The organism is Polyangiaceae bacterium (genome assembly GCA_016715885.1).
Taxonomy (GTDB): domain Bacteria; phylum Myxococcota_A; class Polyangia; order Polyangiales; family Polyangiaceae; genus Polyangium.
Window position 1 is genome coordinate 222,502 of record JADJXL010000020.1, and the last position, 21,359, is coordinate 243,860.

Below are 21,359 nucleotides of genomic sequence, written 5' to 3' on the forward strand. Positions count from 1 at the left end.
TCGATGCGATTGAACATCGCCCACACTTTGGCACGAAGCGCCGCGAATGGCCCTGGCGAACGGTTTGTTCTATGGGTGCAGGGCTGCCCGCTTGCGTGTCCCGGCTGCTGGAATCCCGACACGTGGAGCTTTGCGCGGCGCGACGTTCGAGACGTGAATGACTTGCTAGGCGAGATTCTCGCCACGGCAGGCATCGAGGGCGTCACGTTCACGGGCGGCGAGCCGTTCGCACAAGCCCGCGCATTGGCTCACCTTGCGCGAGCCGTGCAAGACGCGGGGCTGTCGGTATTTGTGTTTACCGGGTATGATCGGGACGAGCTGACGAGTAAAGCCCATCGCGCATTGCTCGATGTCACCGATATTCTCGTCGATGGTCGATATCTCGAGGCTCAGCGTGTCGAGGGGTTGCCCTGGCGCGGCTCATCGAACCAACGCGTCCATTTTCTCACGAATCGGTACAGTGAGGCCGATATGGTCGGCGCACCGGAAGTGGAGTTTCACTTGGAGGCGGATGGTGGGGTTACCATAACGGGGTTCCCGAGGTTCGAGTAGTTCGTTTGGAATCAAAGAATAGGCCACGAGAGTACGGCTGCGTCATCGCTGGCGAAGCAGGGCCGCACTCCCTACGCCACATCGACGTGAAGCGCTCCGCGTCTTCGATAACGGGCATCCACACGAGAGTGCCCGTCGTTTTGCCTGCTCGATCCGCAAAACCGCAGCCATGTGGATCCGCTTCCGTGGTGTACACGAAGCGATCTCCGCACGCAAGTTATGCATCCCAAGTGCATCTTCTTCGTCTTACCCTATTCATCAGCGCAAATTCGCCAAGAAAAACGCACGCTGGCGATGGCATACGGCTTGCGAACGCTATTTGGAACGAAAAAAGTGAGCAGCGTCGTCTTCGAGGTTCGATGCAGTGGAAATTGGCGCATGCTAATTTGGCGTCGCACCGAAACGAGCAAATCCGAGGCTTGTACGAACCTTGCCTAAGCCCCACATCCATTTAGTAGCGTGCATGAGGAATTTGCACGCAAAACATCGAATAGCGCGCTACCTCGAAAAGGCATCAAACACCGTGCACAGGACGATGGGGCATCAATTTGCGTGCACGAGGGAGCATCAGATAGCGTGGAGATGCTGAGGCGGTGCAGGGGGAGAATGGGCGATGCTCTTCAACCTGTCGATTTGGGTTCTGGCAACATGGGAGCCGCGATCGCTGCCGGAACTGCTCATACATGTGCCCTATTCAACGGCGGAACCATCAAGTGCTGGGGAGACAATCACAAGGGACAGCTTGGACTTGGGGACAAGCTGTCTCGCGGATACGAAGCGGGGCAGATGGGGCACAACTTGAAGTTTGTCGACCTTGGAACTGGCCACACGGCTGCGGAGATATCGCTCGGGTACAAGCACACTTGCGCTCGCCTGGTCGAAAATACAGTCAGATGCTGGGGGGAGAATGTCCGGGGGCAAGTCGGTAACGGTATTTCGGAGAATTGGGGGGACACACCGGGTGAGATGGGAGATGCTTTACCCGTGAACTTGGGTACAAACCTGGTGGCGACGCAAATCAGCGCAGGTGCGTTCCATACGTGTGCATTGTTAGGCAATGGGCGGGTGAAATGCTGGGGAAACGGGCAAACCCTCGGGCTTGGCAGTGTGGCGGATCGCGGTTCGCAATCAGGGGAGATGGGCGACTCACTTCCGCTTGTCGAGCTTGGTGCGTCCGCGACAGCGGTTTCAGCCGGAGCAGTTCACACCTGTGCCATACTCGTGAACGGCAGCGTCAAATGCTGGGGGAATAATGATAACGGCCAACTCGGCCTCGGTGACACGAATACTCGCGGCGACGAACCTGGCGAAATGGGCGACAACCTCCCCGCGGTTAAACTCTTTTCGGATGTTTGGTAAACGAAACTCCAGAATCTCGAAAGCTCCGAGGTCGACACGGCGCTTGGGGCTTGTTACGAGCGTGGGTCGCAAGCGCCCAAGACACGCGTTCAGTTTCCGCGAGCGGCCTTACCTTGATCATGATTGTCCGGACGCAATCGGGATGCTTGCGCAGCAGCTCGACGATCTGTCCCATATCGTCGTTTTCGGTGTCGTAATTCAATAGATCGAGCGGCTCGACTCCGAGCGCCTTTGCAATGGCCCGAAGCGTCTTGGTATTCGTTGCCACTTGCCCCAGCTCGATGGCCATGACGTGGAGCGGATGCACACCCGCCTGCTTACCGAAATCGCGCAACGATACTCCTTGCTCCATGCGCAATTTACGGATCCTCATGCGCAATCGAACGACCACCTAGGTGGGCGGCCAGCGCGGTGTTCAGCTCTCACCGGAACGTGTCGACAGCATGGAAGTTTGCATCAGGACTCCGTGCGCGCTTTACTGGCGAATCTAGGTACGGGTCGATGAACGTCGTGAAATTTGTGGTGCTTGCTCTGTTCGGGAGTGCTCTTGCTGGTTGCATTCCCGATGACGACAACTCCCTCGAGGCTAGGTGCGGCAGGCGCAGGGATGCGTGCGTAAACAGTTGCTACAAGGCTGGCCAAGGCTCCGCGTGTCGCGAGTGTTGCAGTAGCGCCGGCTTTGCCTGCAAGAAGGAGGAAAGCTTCAGCTTCTATTCGTGCCCGGACAAGGACGACCCACGATGAAGCCCCGAGCCCTCTTCGCGTTTGGTCTCCTTTTCGCCCTGCGCCCAGGATGTGGGCCATTCAAACCGGAGAAATCGGAGAAGCGGGAGGCAACTGAGGTTCCCAAACACTGCTTAACCGCGACCAGCTCATGCGACGATGGCTGCTACAAGCGGCAAGAGGGCCAATTATGCACCTCGTGCTGCTTCGAGCATCTCATTCTTTGTGGCGAGGGCAAACCCTACGACTTCAAGACGTGTGACACCATCGAGCGGGAGACGCGATGATGGTGATCCACACACCGAATGCCGTCCTCAGCGAGCATCGGCGCGGCCCAGCCACGTCGTTCGATGCGCTTCGCAGTCACGAAAAAAATATTGACGCCGCTCTGAAGCTGTGATCGGGGGCTCGCATCGACGTGCACCCGCCATCCACGCGGCGCAGGATCGCTTGCGACAGGACCGTCGCGGACGACAAAGGGCACAACGCCGTTCGAAACGAAAGAGGGCAAGCGCTACCGGATCACCGGAGAGCTTGCCCTCGCATCGATGGTTGACTGGCGTCCCCAGGGGGATTCGAACCCCCGTAGCAGCCGTGAAAGGGCTGAGTCCTGGGCCGGGCTAGACGATGGGGACGGGCGCCTTGTCGGACGGGCGCGGAAACTACACGCACCATCGACCTTGTGCAAGCTTTTTTTAAACTATTTTTCGTGGGCAAGCTTGCACCTGCTCACAATCCCGTCGGCTCGCTTCTCCCAGCGCAAAACGCCGGCCCACAACCCGCCGTTCGAGTCACCGATCCTCACTCAACCTTCGGCGTCGCGTTACACCGAGCTGCCTCGGCACGCAGGCGCACCATTTCAGCTCGCATCGCCAAAAGCTCCCGCTCGAGCGTCTCCAGGCGCTTGTCCTGAACCTGCACCGCCGCAATGGCCATGCTCGTGTACCCATACAAATCCACACGCTCGCCACTCTCCGCAACCGCAATGCTCTCCGGCATGTCGTCAATCAAAAATCCCACATGCCGCCGAGACGCCTCACCTTCGCCCTTGTAATGCCAACTCGATAACCGCATCGTCTTCGCCTCGTCCGCAATCGACGCGATCTCCGCATCCGACAAGTATTCGACGTTTTTCTTGTAACTCACGCGCGAAATCGGACACCCTCCAGGGCTCTCCTTCGGATCGCTCGTCGCGCAAATCAAAAGCTCACCGCACGAGCTGTTCGATGGCCAGCACGTCGCTCCAGCCGTCGTACACGATGCGCCTACCATTTCAGTCGTGCACGGCATGACCCCAGCCGGAGGCATCGCTCCACCATCCGGCGGCTCCATGCACACGGGATCCCCACACGTCGTGTACCATTGCAATGCACCGCCTCCACTCCCAGCACTGCCAGCATTCCCCGCACTCCCAGCACTGCCGCCAGATCCTCCGCTGCTGCCTCCATCGACATTCGTTTCGCATCCGACGCCCACCGTAATGGTGAAACCCCCAAGCAAAGCCATTCCCGCCCAAAGTCGCTTCCGCATGTTACGTCTCCTCATTGCCATCACGAGACTTCCTCGTCAGCCATGCTCTCGCAAACCACGACAGCCACCAACATGTCCAACTTACCCGCTTCCGCTCGATGCGAATACTGACATTACGTTCAGCTCTTCCGATTCATATTACCCTCGCCCGATTCGCCTTCTCGATGCTATCGTTCCCACCCGATGGCCAATACGCGCGACTGCCCCTGCTGCTCCGGCTTGCCCTACACGAATTGCTGCGCTCCATTTCATCGCGGCGAACGCGAAGCGCCCACACCGAAGGCGCTCATGCGATCGAGGTTCGCGGCGTATGCAAATAAACTCGCACCTTATCTCTACCGCACGATTCATGCCGAACACGAAGACAAGAAACGCCCGGAAGCCGAAGTCATGCGAGAAATACGTGACGCAGCGTCAACTCTGCGCTTCATGCGCCTCGGCGTGCTCGATGAACAAGATGCCGATCAGCACGGCATTGCTCGTGTGCTGTTTTTCGCCCGAGTATTCGAGAAGGGCCAAAATCGCTCGTTCATTGAATTGAGCGACTTCCGGCACGACGGCACGGGCTGGCGATATCTGCGCGGGACACAAGCCGCCGCCTCACGAGTGACAAACCCAGAAGAGCTCGATATCCCCAAGTTCAATGCACTGCTCGATTCGCTCGGCACCTCGAACTAAACACCTGTTTACGCTCGCACGCCCGTGCGCCCGAACGAACGACCGCCAGCACAGACGACTCGAGAAAATTTTTCCAACTACCATTGGACGAATTTCCGCCCTTCAGTAGAGTTGCCCCTACATGAACCCCGCAACCCTCGAGCGACTTGCGAGCATCCTGAAGCGCGAAGTCGGCGCGCTGCACGTGGATATCGTTCCCGCAACCGACGTGCCCGACGACGACGCAACGCTCAGTTGGGACCTCGGTCGTGGCCGGAAATTGCGGTTGACATTTCCCACACCACCGACCGACCTATCGGAAAAACAAGACCGCCTCGCCACAGTCGTCGAATCATTCGCCGATTTGTTTGCAGACGCTGCATCCGAAATCCCTCGCATCCGCCCCGAACCCAACAAAACGCTCGAATCCGAGCTCAATGCCCTGGCCGGAAGAGCCGGCGCATTGTCCGCCGTCGTCATCGATGCAGCTTCGCCCATCGTTTGGGGCGCGTCAGAAGCGCCAACGTCCGACGATACCGCGACGGACGCACGCGTCGCCCAAGCATTCGCTCGCGCCCAGGAAATCGGAATCGTGTGGCGCGAGCTTCTCGCTCGACCCAGCAAAGAGCTCGCTGCAACCGAAAACGCAAAGCCGGCTGAAACGGGCCGAATCCTTCGCCTCGTCCCGCCCGTCGACGCGCTGGCCGGCCTTGCCGTAGACGAGCGAGAAATCATCGCCCGACGCGCCGAACTCACAATGAACGCCATTGCTCGAGTCCGCGCGAATCCCATTGTTGCCGAGCTTCACTGCGGTCAGCACCTGCACGAAGCGATCCTCGAAGACAAATTGGGCTACCTGGCTCGCTCGTTTGCTACGATTTACGTTCTGATATTGGTTTTTCCGGGCCACTTCGACGAGCTGGGAGCAGAACGCGCCGTCACGCGCGCTCTGCCCATCATCGAGCGCTTGGTGGTCGCATTACCACCCGACGACACGCCCACGGATCGCAAAGGTACCGTCGTCGCGCTCCGCCCTCGCCGCAAGTAAACTGCTAAAGCGAATGCGTTTTCGCGAGCGCCTGCACATCGGCCGGTGGCTTGCCTGACGCCACCGTCACCTCGACCTTTCCGTCGAGTAGCTTTACATCGAGCGACCACGACGATTTGACGGGCAAACCTTTCGTCATGAGCCCTCGAGTCACATCGTCCGGGGTAAACCCTTCAATTCCCATGCGATCCCGCACGTACGACATTGAGGTCGTCAAATGCAGCGGACACTTCCACGTTTTCGTCTCTCCCGCAGGCGGCACGCACAAAGTCACGAGTTTGCTCGTTTCTTCCTCGTATTCGTCGATTCCCATATCACTGTCGTGTCGATTCCGCGTCCCTTCGATCCACAGGACCTTCGTTTTGCCTGCGGATTTTTCCACAATCGGTTCAAGAGTAAATTCCTCGTAGATTCCGAATGCTCCGGGATTGTACGCCCATCCAACCTTGGCCACGGGAACGAAACCTTGTTCATTCCGCGCCACGGCGTAGGTGTACGTCTCCATCAAGGTCGTTGCGACCTCGATGAAGGCCAAATCGTCTCGCTCGACCTTCACGTCTTTCAAAGATTCGCACGTTCGAGGCGCCGTGTCGTCGGCTTGCGGCTTCGTCATGCACGCACAAACGTCCGCGACCGTTTTTGCAGGGGTTTGGCACGGCAAAGGTTCCACGGCGGTCTTTACGGCAACCGCCGAACCGGACCTCTTGGCAACCTCGGCAAGCCGCTTCTCGACGGTTTCATTGGGTCGCAATTCGAGCGAAATTCGATACTGCTCGACAGCCGTCTTGTCGTCCTTTTTCTCTTCCGCAATACGCCCCAAGTTGTAATGAGCCATTCCCTTGAGCTTGGGGCTCGTCGTACGAGCCAATGCTTCTTCGGTGGACTTCTTTGCGCGATCGAGCTCCCCAGCTTTGAACGCCGCCCAGCCCAAATCGAGCAGCGCTGGAGCATCCCCCGGCACGGCCTCCAATGCTTTCTCGAATTCTTTGATCGCTTCGGGAAAAGTGGATTTTGATGCGAGCCGCCGCCCCTCGGCGAGATGCTTTCGATACGCCGTCATCTTCATTGGATTCGGCGCTTCACGCGTCTTCGGCCTCTTTTTCTTCGGAAGCGTGGACGACGCCTTCGCCGAAGCGCTCGGAGGCGGCGCCGCACTCACTGCTGCCGGCAGTGCGGATACCGGCGGAAGCGCTCCCGCTGTGGACCCCGGCGCATCCTCACGACACCCTGCCAATACGAAAGTCGCCGCAACTGCTACCCAAATCTTCGTAACCGCTTGCATCACGTGCAAGTAACTCCAAAAACCGCTCGACGTCAAGAGCATTTTGTCGACACCGGGCGCCCGCACCGAGTATCCTGACAAGAAGATTTTGCCCCGGAGCCACCATGCATCTACGACATGTGCCGACGCGCGCGCTGATTTCTTGCTTCGTTTTCGCAAGTATCATTCAATCCTCGTCCGTTGCGATCGCGACGAGCGGCGTTTCCGTTGAAACCGTCGCATACCTCGATGGAAGTCGGCAGATGACCGTCATGCGGCACGGAAACGCATCGCTCGATGCGCGCGGCAGAAAGCTCTGGCCCGTGCGAATCGTTGCAAACGGCAATACAATCGATAGCTTCGTCGACCACAAAGCCATCGTGCGCATCGACCCTGCAAAGCTATCCGAGCTCGAGCATGCGCATTTACGCGTCGTCGAGAACCTCATGCCATCCATCGGCATTTATTCAGTCGAATCCACGGATGCAGAAGACGGCCTCGATATTGCAGTTCGTTTGGCCAAACCCCAAGCGCGACCAGGCGCCATTCTCGAGATCATCCCGAATCTGCACTTGCGCCTCGAAAGACACGCCGAGCCATTCGTCCCGGATGATCCGCGTTTCTTGGGGCAATGGTACTTCGACGAAAAACGTCTGCAAATGTCCGAGGTTTGGGCCATTTCCCAAGGCGATCCGAAGACCACTGTCGTCGTCATCGATTCCGGCTGCGATCTCACGCATCCCGACCTCGTGGACAAACTCGACCCGGGACTCGACGTGATCGACGACGATACCGATCCCAGCTACGACCCCGCATTTTCAGGCGCCGAACACGGAACCGCTTGCGCAGGGCTCATCGGCGCTTCGACCAACAACGGAATCGGCATTGCAGGTGCGTGTCCATCATGCCGAATACGGTGCGTCCGAATGCTCACCGATGTCGCCGTATCGCTCGACGCGCACGTCAAAGCATTCAACTTTGCCCTCGAAACGAATGCTGCCGTCGTTTCGAATAGCTGGGGGTTTGCCGATCCAATGCCCGTGCCGACCATCTTACGTGATGCCATCAACAACGTATTCGACAACGGCCGCGGCGGCAAGGGTGCCCTCGTGCTGTTTGCCGCCGGAAACGACAATCGCGAAGTCGGCTCGAACGAGCTCACCGCGGTTCGTGGCGTCACTTCCATTGGCGCCATCAATCATTTTTTTGACAAGACATTCTTTACGAACTACGGTCCATCACTCGATATCGTCGCTCCCGTCGGCACGTTGACGACCGATATCGTCGGCGCAGGCGGCCTCGACCCGACCGATTACACCGTGAATTTCGGCGGCACGTCGTCCGCATGTCCCGTTGCCGCAGGCGCTGCAGCTCTCGTCATGAGCGCCGCCCCCGAGAAAACGTCCGCTGAAGTGCTCGACCTGCTCATCAAAACCGCGCGCCCCGCTCCTTACGCGTCCCCCCATGAAAACGGCCACGATCCGATTTTTGGTTACGGTATCGTCAATCCGCTTGCTGCATTGAAGGAAGCCCTCGGTATCGTCGACGAAATGCCCGACGCGGGTCCGGACGCGTCGCCGCCACCTACGACGAGCGACGATGTCCAAAGCTCGTGCTCGTGTCGAGAAGGTTCTTCGAATCATACCCCCAAATCGATATTGATCGTCGTCCTTCTCACGGGGGCAGGAATATGGGCGCGGAGCCGAAGCCGACACACGCAGTAGCTATGGCACACTCAATAACTCAATATGCCCATCGTCGACGCCAAGCGTACGTCAATGGCAATTTGCGGGCCGGCGGAGGCGACGACAAACAAGCCCGAGCATTGCTATCAATGCCCAAATTCCGGCACCGGACGAACTGGGCACCGTCCGACAACCACACGATCCAGGTTCGTCCGGAGTAACCGGATCTCCACCGCCACTTCCTCCCGCTCCGCCACCGCCGCCCGCTCCGCCCGCACCTCCAGTGCCGGTTTGTTCGACGGACTTTTTGCATTCGGCCACTTCCTCGGGCGAACCAATACAAAGCGTCGGTCGCCGCGAATTGCCGGACGTCGTCGTATTGATGGCAACGGTCACGAACGCATCTGCGCCCGTCATGTCGATTTCTTCAGCGCCCGCGCGCACGTCCGCCACGCGCACCACGGAATCGTACTTGCCATTGCGTTCCGCCACGAGCAGCAATGTCACGTCCGACGTTTCAATCATCGCCGATTCGGCCGATGTCAACGCCGCCGTCATTTTCGCCCTCCCATTCGGAAAAGCTCGATAATATTGCGCTGACGCATAGAAAAGTCGCAAGAGGTCCGTGTACGGTGCCGATACGGGCTCCATCTTCACGAGCGGATAATTTGCGCAGTTTGCATACGACCTCGAGGGATCCGCCTTCGAGCCCAAAAACAAGTTCCACGTCGCAAATTCGATGAATGCTTCGGGAAACGTCGTTTGCGCTTGCGCCTCGAGCATCTTGCCCGTCACACCGAGCCATTGCGGGTCCGTCTCGCCAAACGCACCGTCTTCCGTGCGTTCCACGAGCGCTCGGACGGTGCCTGCGCCGTACCGTTCTTCGAGGAATTGAAAAAAGAGACCGCTACCGTAACTAAATGCATCGACCGGCCCGGGCAGCGGCACGTCCAAGGATCGACCCGTATTGTTCGTATACCCATCGATGAACCATTCGAAGTCGTTCAGCGATGGATCGAAGGATTCCGTCGCCCAGACCGCCGTCCCTTCGGAAAACACGCTTCCTTGTTCGCGGTCATAAGAAGCCTGAATCGCATGGAAAAATTCGTGGCTTCCGAGAATTCGATTGGCAACGAGCGTCGAGGGATACCCATACCCCTGATAATCGTTCTCCTGCACCATGTACCCAGCGCATTGGCTCTTTTTCAAACTGTCGCACGCATCGATTTGAAACGTGCCATCGCCAATGCCCGCAAAGTCCACCAAATACACGTCGAACCGACCGTCACCACCATTGTCGGGCAAACCATCGTCCGTTCGAGGTGGCCGAAAGCCCAGACTTTCGTAATAGCTGAGCACTTCGTCATAAACGCCAGCCACTTGTTCCACGAAATCCGGCGTGCCCGACATGTCGGCATCTGCTGCCGGCACTGCATTCGGACCATTGCGCGTAAAATGCACGAGGAACTTGCCAGACGCCGAAGGCGCCGATTCGACGACATCCCCGGGGTCGAAATTGAATTGTAGTCCGTTTCCCGGTGTGTCAGGACGAACCTCTGCTTCGAGCCCCGGATTGTCGATAGCCGAGGGCAGGGGAGCCTCGGATCCGCACCCAGCCGCGAGAATCCCGAATGCGGCAACCCCGCGCCATGCATGCTTCGTCTTCACGGCAAGTTTGCCCATCGCATGCGAATCGTCGCCGAGCCCGATCCTTGCATCGGTACCGAACCAGTCATGTTGCACTGCTCTTGGATTGCCGGCGTGTAATAATCGGTAATCGTGAGTTTCACGGACGTTCCATCGGCTTTGCGCACGGTGTACACGTTCCCGGTCATCTGCACGCAGCTCGCATACGTCCAGAAACCACTCAGCGCCGTCGCCGGAGAACCAAGCCCCGAACCGTCGGGAATCAATTCGCAACTTGCCGAAAAGTATTCGTCTGGGATGAAAATGGCATCTGCGGGCGCTTCCATGACGTCCTCGTACACGGTGCCATTCTTCAGGCGCGCCGCTTGAACGCACGAAGGCCCGGAATTGCCGCTGTTGATTCGAATGACGAATCGTCGAAACGCAATGTCCCAATCCATGGACGTGAGCGATTGCTCGTCCGTCATGTCGACTTTCACGAGCCCCGTGTCGGTGAATTTCGCATATACGTACGATTCGGTCGGATTGAATCCACCACCTCGAGCGTCGATGGTCGACCAGAACCCATTGCCGTCGACTTCGTCCGTAATCATGCCCGCCGCAACGTTGTTCTTCAGGTCCATTTGCAAGACGACCTGATCCTCGCATGGTATGGGCGTCGTCGGGTCGGTACAAATGGCCATTGGTCCTCCGCCAGCGCCACCCGCTCCGCCGGCGCCACCGCCGCCTCCCGATCCGGAGCTCGATGATGACGAAGTGTTCGTGTTGGCGGGATCCGAAGAACAGCCAACGCAAAGGGAGAAAGAAAGCGCCAGTGTCGAAAGTGCAATGAAGGAACGCATCGGAAGGACGTTACCACGAAACGGTCGGGACGCGAAGAGAAATCATCACATCAGCGAAGGGCGCGGTGATCAGGGTGACGCGCACGCGCCCGAGTTGGTATTGCCGAAATAATACGACCCTTCGATCTCGGCGCACGGGCAACGTACCGCACCGAATTCGGCAACCAGGCACGCAACCATTTCGTCATTTGGCTTGTCCATCCGAATTTCACTGACGCACCCATCGCCGGCCATCGTCACTTCGAGCCACCCATTCGTCTTGCAACCGGTGGTCATTTGGCAATTTTCTGCCGTCGCTCTCATCCATTTCTCGAAGCCGCACAAAAAGTCATTCGAGCCAACACAATCGCCCAACGGCCTATCCAGGCACGCGAGGTATGCGTCGCTTTCGACGCCACTGTCGACGACCGGAATCGGCCCTGCTTCGAGCTCCGGGGGCTTGTCGAGCAGCGTGTCGTCGTTTTCGTCGCGAATGTTCGCGTGACGTTCGCATCCGGTAGAAAAAGCAAACACGAGGCCGCTCGAGAATACGCCTGTCAATACTGCAAACAGAATTCGTTCGCTCATTTGACTCGCCTCTCTTCGTCGTCCGTCAGCGTTCGAAACCAAACGACCCGCCATGGATGCACCGTAATGGCTGGACGCGGCTGCGCCTCGATTTCTACGCGCAATGGCAGGTCTGGACGTTTCGACAGTTCACGAGCTTCGTCGAAGCTTTGTGGTTTCACATCGTAAATTGTGAAAAAAAGCAGCGTCTCGAACTTGAAATCGAGCCGATCAATCGTGCGAATCAACGTGATTTCATCGTCTGCGTCGTACCCGTCCACCGCAACGAAAGCACCAGGCATTTCGAGCTCGGGTTCGGGCAGGGTCAAATCATCCGATGCACATCCCGACAGGGTCAACGTCAAAACCGCAGCCACCATCGCACATGAAAAGCCGCACTTCGTCATGGCTCGTCCCCATCAAAATCCAATCATGACGCCCGCCGTTGGTACCACGACGATAGCCGAGAATGGAAATACGCTGTGCACCGCCAATTCGACGAATGCAGCTCGACCCGCTTGCCAAGAAAACATGGTCCCACCACCCACGCCCACGAATCCGTCACCTGCTCGTTTCCACAATTCCACCGTTTGCTCGAGATCATTGCCGCCTTGATAGGAATCCGCAAATGGATCTTCTCGCACGAAGGCAGTCGTTTTCACGTCCACCATCGAGTATCCCGCAGCGACGAAGACGAACGGCCGAAATCCTTCACGCGCGAATGGATCCTTGCCCATCCAATGCGTCACACGCGCGGAAGCGAAAAATGGAACGAATTCCGTGCCGTCATTCGGCGTCGGCCCTTCGCCGAAAAAGGACCAGCCCACGCGCAGACCAAGCGTCGTGTCGTAATGCACGAGCCTCTCGTAGCCGGCGATGACGCGCGTCGTGCCGCGGCCCACTCCAAGCGGTTCATTGGTGAGCACCGGATTGCCGATGTATTGCTCCCCGTCCGCTCGAAAACACGCGTACCCCGCATGCTCCTGCTGATGAATACCGCAAGCTCCCGTCGTGGGAACGATGCCGATTTCCTGCGAAACGCCCAAGGAAATCCAATTCTTTTTTCTGTCGATACGTTCGCAAAAACCCCGCCAACTGCACGTCGATCCGCCTTCGCAATCTGCGTCGGTGTTGCACGCGATTTCTTTGACTTTTTCGCTCGGACAGCCCGGAAGCCCGGCTGGACAATCCGCCGGATCCGGGCACTTGGCGCGCGTGATGATCGTTTCGAGCTGCTCGTCGTGCTTGATGGTCACTTTGTACGGATCTGCGCGCGAGGCGCCCGTCGCAATGACCCGTCCTTCTGCATCGTGCACGCGAATGTAATATTTCAGGTCGCCCGTGACCGTGCTGATTTCCAAACACGGAATGGCACCTTCGTACCGCGCTCCATTTCGCCGCAGCTCCAGCGTCGTCCAATCGGGATCGCCCCAAAGACGGTAATGCACGAGCACCCGACGCGCACGCACGGACAAATCCATCGGCAAGTCGGCTACGACCGGCACCGGCCTCAAAATGCCTTGCTCGGCGATGCGTGTCGATTCGGGCATGTGCAAAACTTGCGGCCCGCCAAGCAATGCCATTTCATCGTTCGATTGAGCACCCACCCGGGCGCTCTGGGACAAACCAGCAAGCAGCCAAAACCCTGCGATCACCGAATATCGCGGCAATCGGTTCATGGTGCACCTCCGGCGGGCGTTTCGGCGGGTTTGTCCACTTCCTTTCGACGCAGAATATGGAACTCGACACGTCGATTCTTCGCGCGCCCTTCATCTGTCGCGTTCGTGTCGATGGGTTTGTCGGCCCCATATCCCTTGGGCGTCAAACGTTCTTTGGCAATACCATTTTTCACGAGCCACTTCACGACGCTTTCGGCGCGTTCGCGCCCGAGTCGTCGATTGAGGTTGTCGTCACCCGTATCGTCCGTATGCCCCTGCACCTCGACCCATTCGATTTCCGGATGCTCTTTGAATACCCGCGCCACGTCTTGCAAGATGGCATCGCTCTCCGGCTGAATCACCGCGGTCCCGCGCTCGAAGAGAACTTGCTGCGAAATGATGATTTCCTTGTCCAAAACCGTCGCGGTTGGAGGCGGTTCGGGCTTCGGTTCGGGCTTCGGACACCCGTCTCCATCCGGCGGACCCATGCCCGCTTCTTTCGGACACGCATCGCTCGCATCGGGAACCTTGTCGCCGTCGGTATCCACGATCTTCGGGCAACCGTGCGTTCGCGGCACGAACGTCGCTTCGCCCGCTTTCATTGGACACGCGTCGTAATCGTCGGGAATCGCATCGCCGTCGCGATCCGCTGGCGCTTCAGGGCACCCATTGAGCAGCGGATCGGGCCATTCGATTCCTTTGATCGATACGCACGCGTCCTTTTTGTCCGGAATGCCGTCTTCATCGCGATCGGGCGGAGGCGCCATTTGTTCGGGCGCTCGACCCAAAAACACCATCACGCGCACGTCGGGGCTGCCTGCGCCTTGCCCAAGCCCCGGACCAAATGCTCCACCCACCTCGAAAGGTCCACCCGCAATTCGATAATGGCCGGTCAAGAGCAAATTCGCGATCGTCGCCCGTGGATCCAGCAACTTCACGTCGCCACCCACCGTGAAATCGCTCAAGAATTCGGCACCGATGGCAATCGCTCGGTCCCCGTCCGCGTAAAACCCTCCGGACAAACCGAGTCCCAATGCCGTGCCCACGCGCGTTGGCAATATTCCTGATAAAACCGCCGTTGGCCGGGATCGTATACCCGCATTCGCTCCCCAATAAAACCGCCCGTTTGCCCCTTCGGCGACGAGCGCCCCTTTCATTCGAAAAAGCCCGTCTCCCGCATATCCATCGGACGCCGTCGGTAGCCAAAAGCACGAGGACAAACCAATGACAAAACCCTCATCGGGGTTTTCTTGCGATTGATACAGCCTCACGCGAGCCCCAAATCGAATGTCGCCGAACTGCGCTCCCTGCGTTGTTCGAGGCGCACCGCTTCCCGGCGTCGATCCTGGTCCCGGACGAAAATACGAAAATGGCACGTCCAGCGCGAGCACGAACCTGTGCCGCAAAGAAAGCGACGCCATCGCGTGAAAGCTCGTCTGATTCGCGACGACGACATCGTCGTTTTGCTCGGGATCGACCAGCACGAGCGGCGCATGGGCATAATCGACGGCAACCCGAGCCGCCACCAGCAAATGCCCTCGCACCCCAGCTCGTTCGACGAACGCCGAACGATCACCCGCCGGCGCAGGCTCCAGCGCGAGCGATGGAGTTTCGTCCGCCAAACTCGTCCGTGCTCCCAAGAGCGCACTTGCCGCGCTGGCCACGACAAACAAGCACGACGCTGCAGCTTTGGAACGAACGAGCGACCAGCGCATGGACGCTCGCACGATACACGAATCTGCGTGCACGTCCATCGAATTCGTTCAAACGCAGAGCACGCGCGTATCGAGCGGCAAATTGCGGAACGTATCGGGATCGCTAAAACTGTCCGGGAGCGCGATCCGATCGGCAAGGCGCTCATCCGCCAATACAATCTGGTCTGCTCGAGAATCCGGCAATGGGGCAGGGCAGGGCAGCAGCGTCACCATCGCCCACGTCGCGGAAGCATTTTCGCCGAGAAGTGTCTCGTAGAGCGCGTGTCCAAAAAGCAACGCAACAGCACGACGTTCTGCAATGGCGGCGCGAATAATCTCGCGATTGTCGTCCTCAATCCATTCCGTGATGTGCAGCTCGATCGGTTCCTCCACGAGCAATACCATGCCGCCCTCGTCGAGGATCGCCAGGCCGTCCAGCTCCCGCGTTCGAGCTCCCGGTAAAACCCGCGCCCCCTGTTCGATTCGAGCCGCCACGGCCGCATGTTGCCGCGCATGAAACGCTTTTTTGGCGCGCGGAAACGTCGCCCATACGAGCGCATTCAAAAAGTCGTGCCAATTCCGATGGCGCGTCGGAACCCAGCCCGAAAGTTGAATCCGCGCATCATACAGCGATTCGGTTTCCAGCGGCAATCGTCGCCCTCGCCTGCGCCTTCGCGCTCGCGGCGGTTGCTCCTGAAAATGAATACCTGCCCGCTCCGAAAGCGCCGCGTCAATCTCCGCAATGGTGGGCCAATCCGCAAACCCCTCGAATGACTGAGCCACCGCACGCAATGGCCAATGCAGCGGGTTCCTTTCAAAAAACCGAGCATCCCAAGGGTGCCCACGTTCGAGCGGACGAAGTCCACTGGATGATGTCAGCGCAGTGGACATGGGGCAGCCCCGCGCCAATCATTGCCGGCTGTCTCAGAGCTTGAAGGACACATGTTCTCCGCAGCCCCGCGCGGGGTTGAAACCCCGCGCTACACATTGAAAAGTCCTCTCACTGCCGTTCGAGGACTGGCCGTTCCCTGGGCGAAACATCATCGGCGATTTTGCAGGAAATTGCAATCCTCACAAAGCAGCATGACGTCAGTCCGAGCGCGGTGGCGCGAGGACTTCTTGTGGTGTAGCGCGGGGTTTCAACCCCGCGCGTCCCTGCGGTGCGTTGCCGATCAGCTCACCCGAGCTTCCGCGTCAGCATCTCCGTCACGCGTTCCGCATTCGCTTTCCCCCCGGACGCTTTCATCACGCGCCCGACGAAAAAGCCCATCAGCTTCGTATTTCCCTCGCGATACCGCTTCACCTCGCCAGGACTGTCCGCAAGCACCTTGTCGACAATCGGCTCCAGCGCCGATTCATCCGACACTTGCCGCAGGTTCTTCGCTTCCACGATTGCCTTCGGGCTCCGGCCACTGGCAAACATGTCCGCGAGCACGTCCTTCGCGATCGTCGGCGTGATCGTCTTGTCATCCACGAGCGCCGCCAATTCCCCCAGCGACGTCGGCTCAAACGGCAGCGTGCCCTTCGCCTCGAGCTCCCGCGCGACCTCGTTCACCAGCAAATTCGCGACCGTCTTCGCTCGTCCGCCACCCGCGATCGCCTGCTCGTAATACGCTCGCAACGCCGCGTTTTCCGCGAGCACGATCGCATCTTCACGCCCAACACCACCCGCGACGAGCTTGTCGCAAAGCTCCTTCGCTTCCGCGCTCAGCCGCGACACTCGATCCTCGGCCGTTTGAGCTGCAACTTTCGGGGCCGCCTTGAGCTCGGCAGCCTTTGTTGCTTTTCGTTCGTCCACCAACGATTCGCCCGCTGCCTTCGGCACCGAGTAACTCGCCTTCAGCGACACCGTGCGATTGAAAATCGGCGCGCCAGGTTTCGAATCCACCGGATCCACGAAGAAAAACCCCGTGCGCTCGAACTGAACATACGTACCGCCCACCGCCGTCGCGAGACTCGGCTCCGCCTTCGCACCCGTGACCACCTCGAGCGACGCCGGGTTCAGCGTCGCTTTCCAGTCCTGGCCTTCTTCCACCAAGTCCGGTCGTTCGACCTTGAACAATCGTTCGTAGAGACGAACCTCCACCGAGTGCGCGTGCGCCGCGCTCACCCAATGCAGCGTGCCCTTCACCTTCCGCCCATCCTGCGAATGCCCCTCACGCGTCGCCGCATCGTACGTGCATCGCAGCTCGATCACGTTGCCCGCGTCGTCCCTCACCACGCTCGTGCACTTCACGATGTACGCGTAACGCAAACGCACTTCTCGCCCCGGAGCGAGCCGGAACCAATCCTTCGGCGGATTCTCCGCAAAGTCGTCCCGATCGATGTACAGCTCCCGCGAAAACGGCACCTTGCGCGTCCGCGCGCTCGCGTCCGCCTCCGGTCGATACGGCGCATCGAGCTCCTCGACTTGTCCTTCCGGATAGTTCTCGATGACCACTTTCAACGGGCGAAGCACGACCATCACGCGATCCGATCGCCTGTCGAGATCCTGCCGGATGAAGTGCTCGAACTTTTCGATCTCCACCGTGCTGTTTGCCTTGGCCACACCGATCTCTTCGCAAAACGCGCGGATCGCTTCCGGCGTCACACCTCGACGACGCAGCCCCGCGAGCGTCGGCATGCGCGGATCATCCCAGCCTCGAACGCCGCCGCTCTTCACGAGCTCGAGCAGCTTGCGTTTGCTCATCACCGTGTGCGTGATGTTGAGCCGGGCAAACTCGTACTGTCGTGGACGAGCCGGTGCCGAGACGTTGTCGATGATCCAATCGTAAAGCTCGCGGTTGCTTTCGAATTCGAGCGTGCAGATCGAGTGCGTGATGCCTTCGATCGCATCGGACAAACTATGGGCGAAGTCGTACAGCGGATAGATGCTCCACGTGTTGCCCGTGCGGTGATGGTGCGCGTGTTTGATGCGGATGATCGGCCAGTCGCGCATCTTCATGTTCGGCGAAGCCATGTCGCCCTTCATGCGAACGACGTGCGCACCTTCGGGAAATTCGCCCTTCCGCATGCGCTCCAAAAGCTCGAGGTTTTCCGCGACAGACCTCTCGCGGTAGGGGCTCGGCTTTCCCGGTTCGCTGATCGTTCCGCGCATCTCGCGGATCTCTGCTTCGCTCGAGCTGTCCACGTAGGCTTTGCCCTTCTTGATGAGCTCGATGGCGAAGTCGTAGATGCGTCCGAAATAATCCGACGCGTAAAACATATTTTCGCCCCAATCGAATCCGAGCCACCGGACGTCGTTCTGGATGGACTCGACGTATTCGGTGTCTTCGGTCGTCGGGTTCGTGTCGTCCATACGCAAGTGACACTTGCCGCCGAACTTCTTCGCGAGGCCGAAGTTCAAGCAGATGCTTTTGGCGTGGCCGATGTGCAAATACCCGTTTGGTTCGGGCGGAAATCGAGTGACGACTTGCTTGTGGCGTCCCTGCGCGAGGTCATCGGCGATGATGGCTTCGATGAAGTTCTGGGGCGCTTCGGGTTTGTCGGGATCGTCCGACGTGCGGATGGGCGTCGTCACGGCTCTTGTCTCCACGCAGCTCGATACCGCTGCGCGGCGGAACCTACCTCAACAAGGGGGGGAGACGCAAAGGTCCAGAGAATTAAGGTTTGGGCGGTGCTGACGACACACGCGCGCACACATCTTCGATCGCGTGCGCAATGTCCTCGGGCACCTCTTCCTGCGTGAAGTGTCCCGCTTGCGTAGCGGCCACATACGCTCGAGGAAACGCCCTTTCGTGCCGTGCAAGAGCCTTGCCCAAGATGGGATCGCGCACGCCCCAGACGAGCGCCATCGGGCCCGTGAAGCCGAGCATGAACGCTTCGCCGCGACGCAACGCCGGCATGCTCGGATGATCCGGTGAATCTGGAACCATGCGAGCAAGCGCCAGTGGTCCGATGCGGTCGGACAAACTCCGCAGCGGGTACGTGTACGCCTTCGCCACGGTGCCCTTGATCGACTTGCGATCGCCCTGCACGGAAGCAAGGACGTTCTGGGGAAAACCCAAACCGCGGAACACGAGGTCGCTCACGACGGGCATGCGCGCAAAGCGATGAAACGCTGTACCTCGAGGATTCGATGGAAGAACGACCGCCGTGTTGCTCAAGACGACCGCGGCGACGCGATCGGGCACCATCGACCCCACGAGCGCCCCGATCGGACCTCCCCAGTCTTGCAGAACGAGCACCATGCCGCGCAGATCGAGCGTTTCGACGAGCTCCACAATCGCTTCCGCGTGACGCTCGACGGAATGATCCTCCAAGCGCGCAAGACGATCGGACAAGCCAAAACCGAGCAAATCCGGGGCGACGCAGCGCATTTCCGGCAGCCGAACGATCACCTTGCGCCAAAGAAACGACCAGGTCGGATTGCCGTGAATGAGCAGCACGGGCCGCGAGCGTTCCGGGCCGTGATCGATGAAGTGCACGACTTTTCCTGCGTCTCGGCCGCGTTCGAGCCGGTAGGCTCGCCGCCGCTCGGGCAGTTCGGTCGTCAAGAAGCTCGGCAGGGCAGGGGCAGGAGCGAACGGCATGCGCCGGAGACAGTATCAGTCGATCGAAGATTTGACACGGGTCATGTTACGAGCGTGAATGATTGCGTGATCGGGCGCCGCTGCCCATCCTCGATACCGGTACGTGCTCAAAGAAACGCTTCTTGCCCGCAGGAGTTTGTTGCTTGGTTTGACCGGCATGGGCTTCACGACGGCAGCGTTTTTCCTGGAACGAAACACGCGCCCTCGCGTGAACGTTTGGCCCGAAGCGCTCGGGCGGATTCATGGGATCTCGCCCGTCATTCCTGCTGATTTTGGAATTCGGCGCGTCTTCGTCGATCCTGGTCACGGCGCGCCGAACAATCCCGGGAACGAGTCGTGCGAGTGCCGCGACGAACAGGACTTCACGCTGGAAGTTGCGAAAAACGTAGCGGAGTTCTTGCGACGAACGGGACGCTTCGACGTCAAACTTTCCCGCGATGGCGACGAGCGTGTCGCATATCCGGCGCGCGTCGAAGCCGCGACGGCGTGGGGGGCGGACGTTTTCCTGAGCATCCATTCGGACATCCGAGGACAAACAGGCGAGACGCAAATCGTTGCACCCGCAAAGGTTTGTCGCGTAAACCTATCGGCGCCCGGCTTTTCGGTGCTCTTTTCCGAAGACGGCGACGCGCCGCTCGTTGCTGCGCGCAGGAAACTCGCGCGTCGGACGGCGAGGCGCATGCATGAAGCCGGGTTTGGCGCGTATGCGGGGGCCGAGTACGGATCGCTGTATGAAAACGATTCGGAGGAGCCTGGCGTGTTCATGGATCGGCATGCGTTCGACAAGCGGATTTTCGTTTTGTGGAAGCCGCCGATGCCTTCGGTCATCGTTGAGACGCACCATGCGCTCGATCCGCGAGAGGTTCGGCTTTGGGCCGACAAGTCGACGCACGACGCGTTTGCCGCGGCGCTCGCAACAGCCTTCGCCGATGCTCTTGCCACCGCGCCCAAAGCCCCTTAAGCACTCCAACTGATGTTTGATCTCGGAAGCAAGCGCTTTGGGATGTGTGCCGCGACGTTGGTCTTGGCGCTCTTGGGTTGCGATGGTGGGTCGCGAGCCATTCCGGCCGAAGCGCCGACTCGATCTACGACGAATCAGGCCACGACGAATCAGGAGGGAAAAACCATGAGTCTCTACGATTTCACGATGAAGGACATTTGGGGTGCCGACAAATCGCTCGCCGACTATCGCGGCAAAGTGGTGCTCGTCGTGAACGTGGCATCGCAATGTGGGTTTACGCCGCAATACGAGGGGCTCGAAAAGCTCTACGAAAAGTATTCGGACAAGGGCCTTGTCGTCGCCGGATTTCCTGCAAACGATTACGGCGCGCAGGAGCCCGGAACGGATTCGGAAATCGCCACGTTTTGCACGTCCAAGTATGGCGTGAAGTTTCCGATGTTTTCAAAAATCACCGTCAAAGGAAGCGGGAAACATGCCCTGTACGCGTTTTTGACGCAGGCCGAGCCGGCGGGCGAAGTGAAATGGAACTTCGAGAAGTTTTTGGTGGGGAAAGATGGCCAAGTGATCACGCGTTTCCCGTCGTCTGTCGCGCCGGAAGACGAAAAACTCGTGCAGGCCATCGAACGCGCGCTCGGAAGCTGAATCGATGGCGAAGGCAACGGTT

19 protein-coding genes and 1 tRNA gene are annotated in these 21,359 nt (G+C 59.1%); 7 read left to right on the forward strand and 13 right to left on the reverse strand.

The window, feature by feature from the left end:
• Window positions 1-3 precede the first annotated feature (3 nt).
• Window positions 4-552 carry a radical SAM protein gene (locus IPM54_26340; protein MBK9263310.1) on the forward strand — a complete coding sequence of 183 codons (549 nt, stop codon included), beginning with the start codon at window positions 4-6 and terminating at the stop codon, window positions 550-552.
• Between the two features lie 648 nt (window positions 553-1,200).
• Complete coding sequence (locus IPM54_26345; GenBank protein MBK9263311.1) at window positions 1,201-1,911, forward strand: hypothetical protein; 711 nt, start codon at window positions 1,201-1,203, stop codon at window positions 1,909-1,911.
• Here IPM54_26345 and IPM54_26350 read toward each other — a convergent pair.
• The 3 genes from IPM54_26350 to IPM54_26360 all read right to left on the reverse strand — a co-directional run bounded on the left by IPM54_26350 (window position 1,886) and on the right by IPM54_26360 (window position 4,164).
• Window positions 1,886-2,284 (reverse strand): helix-turn-helix domain-containing protein, encoded by a 399-nt coding sequence (locus IPM54_26350; protein ID MBK9263312.1) that lies wholly within the window; start codon window positions 2,282-2,284, stop codon window positions 1,886-1,888. The genes IPM54_26345 and IPM54_26350 overlap by 26 nt on opposite strands.
• 907 nt (window positions 2,285-3,191) lie before the next feature.
• Window positions 3,192-3,269: transfer RNA gene (locus IPM54_26355), tRNA-Glu, on the reverse strand.
• A 166-nt stretch (window positions 3,270-3,435) separates the two neighbouring features.
• Window positions 3,436-4,164, reverse strand: coding sequence for a hypothetical protein (locus tag IPM54_26360; GenBank protein MBK9263313.1), 729 nt, complete (start codon window positions 4,162-4,164; stop codon window positions 3,436-3,438).
• A 183-nt stretch (window positions 4,165-4,347) separates the two neighbouring features.
• On the opposite strand from IPM54_26360, the gene IPM54_26365 reads away from it, so the two are divergent.
• Both IPM54_26365 and IPM54_26370 read left to right on the forward strand, forming a co-directional pair.
• Complete coding sequence (locus tag IPM54_26365; protein ID MBK9263314.1) at window positions 4,348-4,842, forward strand: hypothetical protein; 495 nt, start codon at window positions 4,348-4,350, stop codon at window positions 4,840-4,842.
• Between the two features lie 121 nt (window positions 4,843-4,963).
• Window positions 4,964-5,869 carry a hypothetical protein gene (locus IPM54_26370; GenBank protein ID MBK9263315.1) on the forward strand — a complete coding sequence of 302 codons (906 nt, stop codon included), beginning with the start codon at window positions 4,964-4,966 and terminating at the stop codon, window positions 5,867-5,869.
• Window positions 5,870-5,873: 4 nt separating this feature from the next.
• On the opposite strand, the gene IPM54_26375 is transcribed toward IPM54_26370, so the two are convergent.
• Complete coding sequence (locus tag IPM54_26375) at window positions 5,874-7,310, reverse strand: tetratricopeptide repeat protein (GenBank protein ID MBK9263316.1); 1,437 nt, start codon at window positions 7,308-7,310, stop codon at window positions 5,874-5,876.
• A gap of 92 nt (window positions 7,311-7,402) precedes the next feature.
• Here IPM54_26375 and IPM54_26380 point away from each other — a divergent pair, with 92 nt between their 5' ends.
• On the forward strand, window positions 7,403-8,854 hold the full coding sequence (locus IPM54_26380; protein MBK9263317.1) for a S8 family serine peptidase: 1,452 nt from the start codon (window positions 7,403-7,405) through the stop codon (window positions 8,852-8,854).
• Between the two features lie 51 nt (window positions 8,855-8,905).
• On the opposite strand, the gene IPM54_26385 is transcribed toward IPM54_26380, so the two are convergent.
• From IPM54_26385 to IPM54_26425, 9 genes are all read right to left on the reverse strand, one after another.
• Window positions 8,906-10,498, reverse strand: coding sequence for a hypothetical protein (locus tag IPM54_26385; GenBank protein ID MBK9263318.1), 1,593 nt, complete (start codon window positions 10,496-10,498; stop codon window positions 8,906-8,908).
• The gene (locus IPM54_26390) at window positions 10,480-11,304 is read right to left on the reverse strand and encodes an HmuY family protein (GenBank protein MBK9263319.1); all 825 of its coding nucleotides are present in this window, start codon (window positions 11,302-11,304) and stop codon (window positions 10,480-10,482) included. The genes IPM54_26385 and IPM54_26390 overlap by 19 nt, the downstream gene beginning before the upstream one ends.
• Before the next feature lie 69 nt (window positions 11,305-11,373).
• On the reverse strand, window positions 11,374-11,871 hold the full coding sequence (locus tag IPM54_26395; GenBank protein MBK9263320.1) for a hypothetical protein: 498 nt from the start codon (window positions 11,869-11,871) through the stop codon (window positions 11,374-11,376).
• A complete protein-coding gene (locus tag IPM54_26400; GenBank protein ID MBK9263321.1) occupies window positions 11,868-12,257 on the reverse strand; it encodes a hypothetical protein in 390 nt (129 codons plus the stop codon). Before IPM54_26400 ends, IPM54_26395 begins: the two co-directional genes overlap by 4 nt.
• A gap of 12 nt (window positions 12,258-12,269) precedes the next feature.
• Window positions 12,270-13,529 (reverse strand): hypothetical protein, encoded by a 1,260-nt coding sequence (locus IPM54_26405; GenBank protein MBK9263322.1) that lies wholly within the window; start codon window positions 13,527-13,529, stop codon window positions 12,270-12,272.
• The gene (locus IPM54_26410) at window positions 13,526-15,262 is read right to left on the reverse strand and encodes an OmpA family protein (GenBank protein MBK9263323.1); all 1,737 of its coding nucleotides are present in this window, start codon (window positions 15,260-15,262) and stop codon (window positions 13,526-13,528) included. Before IPM54_26410 ends, IPM54_26405 begins: the two co-directional genes overlap by 4 nt.
• 9 nt (window positions 15,263-15,271) lie before the next feature.
• Window positions 15,272-16,093, reverse strand: coding sequence for a DUF3025 domain-containing protein (locus tag IPM54_26415; protein ID MBK9263324.1), 822 nt, complete (start codon window positions 16,091-16,093; stop codon window positions 15,272-15,274).
• 286 nt (window positions 16,094-16,379) lie between these two features.
• Entirely contained in the window at window positions 16,380-18,710 is a 2,331-nt protein-coding gene (locus IPM54_26420; GenBank protein ID MBK9263325.1) for a glutamine--tRNA ligase/YqeY domain fusion protein, read from the reverse strand.
• Window positions 18,711-18,804: 94 nt separating this feature from the next.
• Window positions 18,805-19,734, reverse strand: a complete 930-nt coding sequence (locus tag IPM54_26425; protein ID MBK9263326.1) for an alpha/beta fold hydrolase — start codon at window positions 19,732-19,734, stop codon at window positions 18,805-18,807.
• A 103-nt stretch (window positions 19,735-19,837) separates the two neighbouring features.
• On the opposite strand from IPM54_26425, the gene IPM54_26430 reads away from it, so the two are divergent.
• Both IPM54_26430 and IPM54_26435 read left to right on the forward strand, forming a co-directional pair.
• A complete protein-coding gene (locus IPM54_26430; protein ID MBK9263327.1) occupies window positions 19,838-20,695 on the forward strand; it encodes an N-acetylmuramoyl-L-alanine amidase in 858 nt (285 codons plus the stop codon).
• Between the two features lie 165 nt (window positions 20,696-20,860).
• Window positions 20,861-21,337 (forward strand): glutathione peroxidase, encoded by a 477-nt coding sequence (locus tag IPM54_26435; GenBank protein MBK9263328.1) that lies wholly within the window; start codon window positions 20,861-20,863, stop codon window positions 21,335-21,337.
• Window positions 21,338-21,359 lie beyond the last annotated feature (22 nt).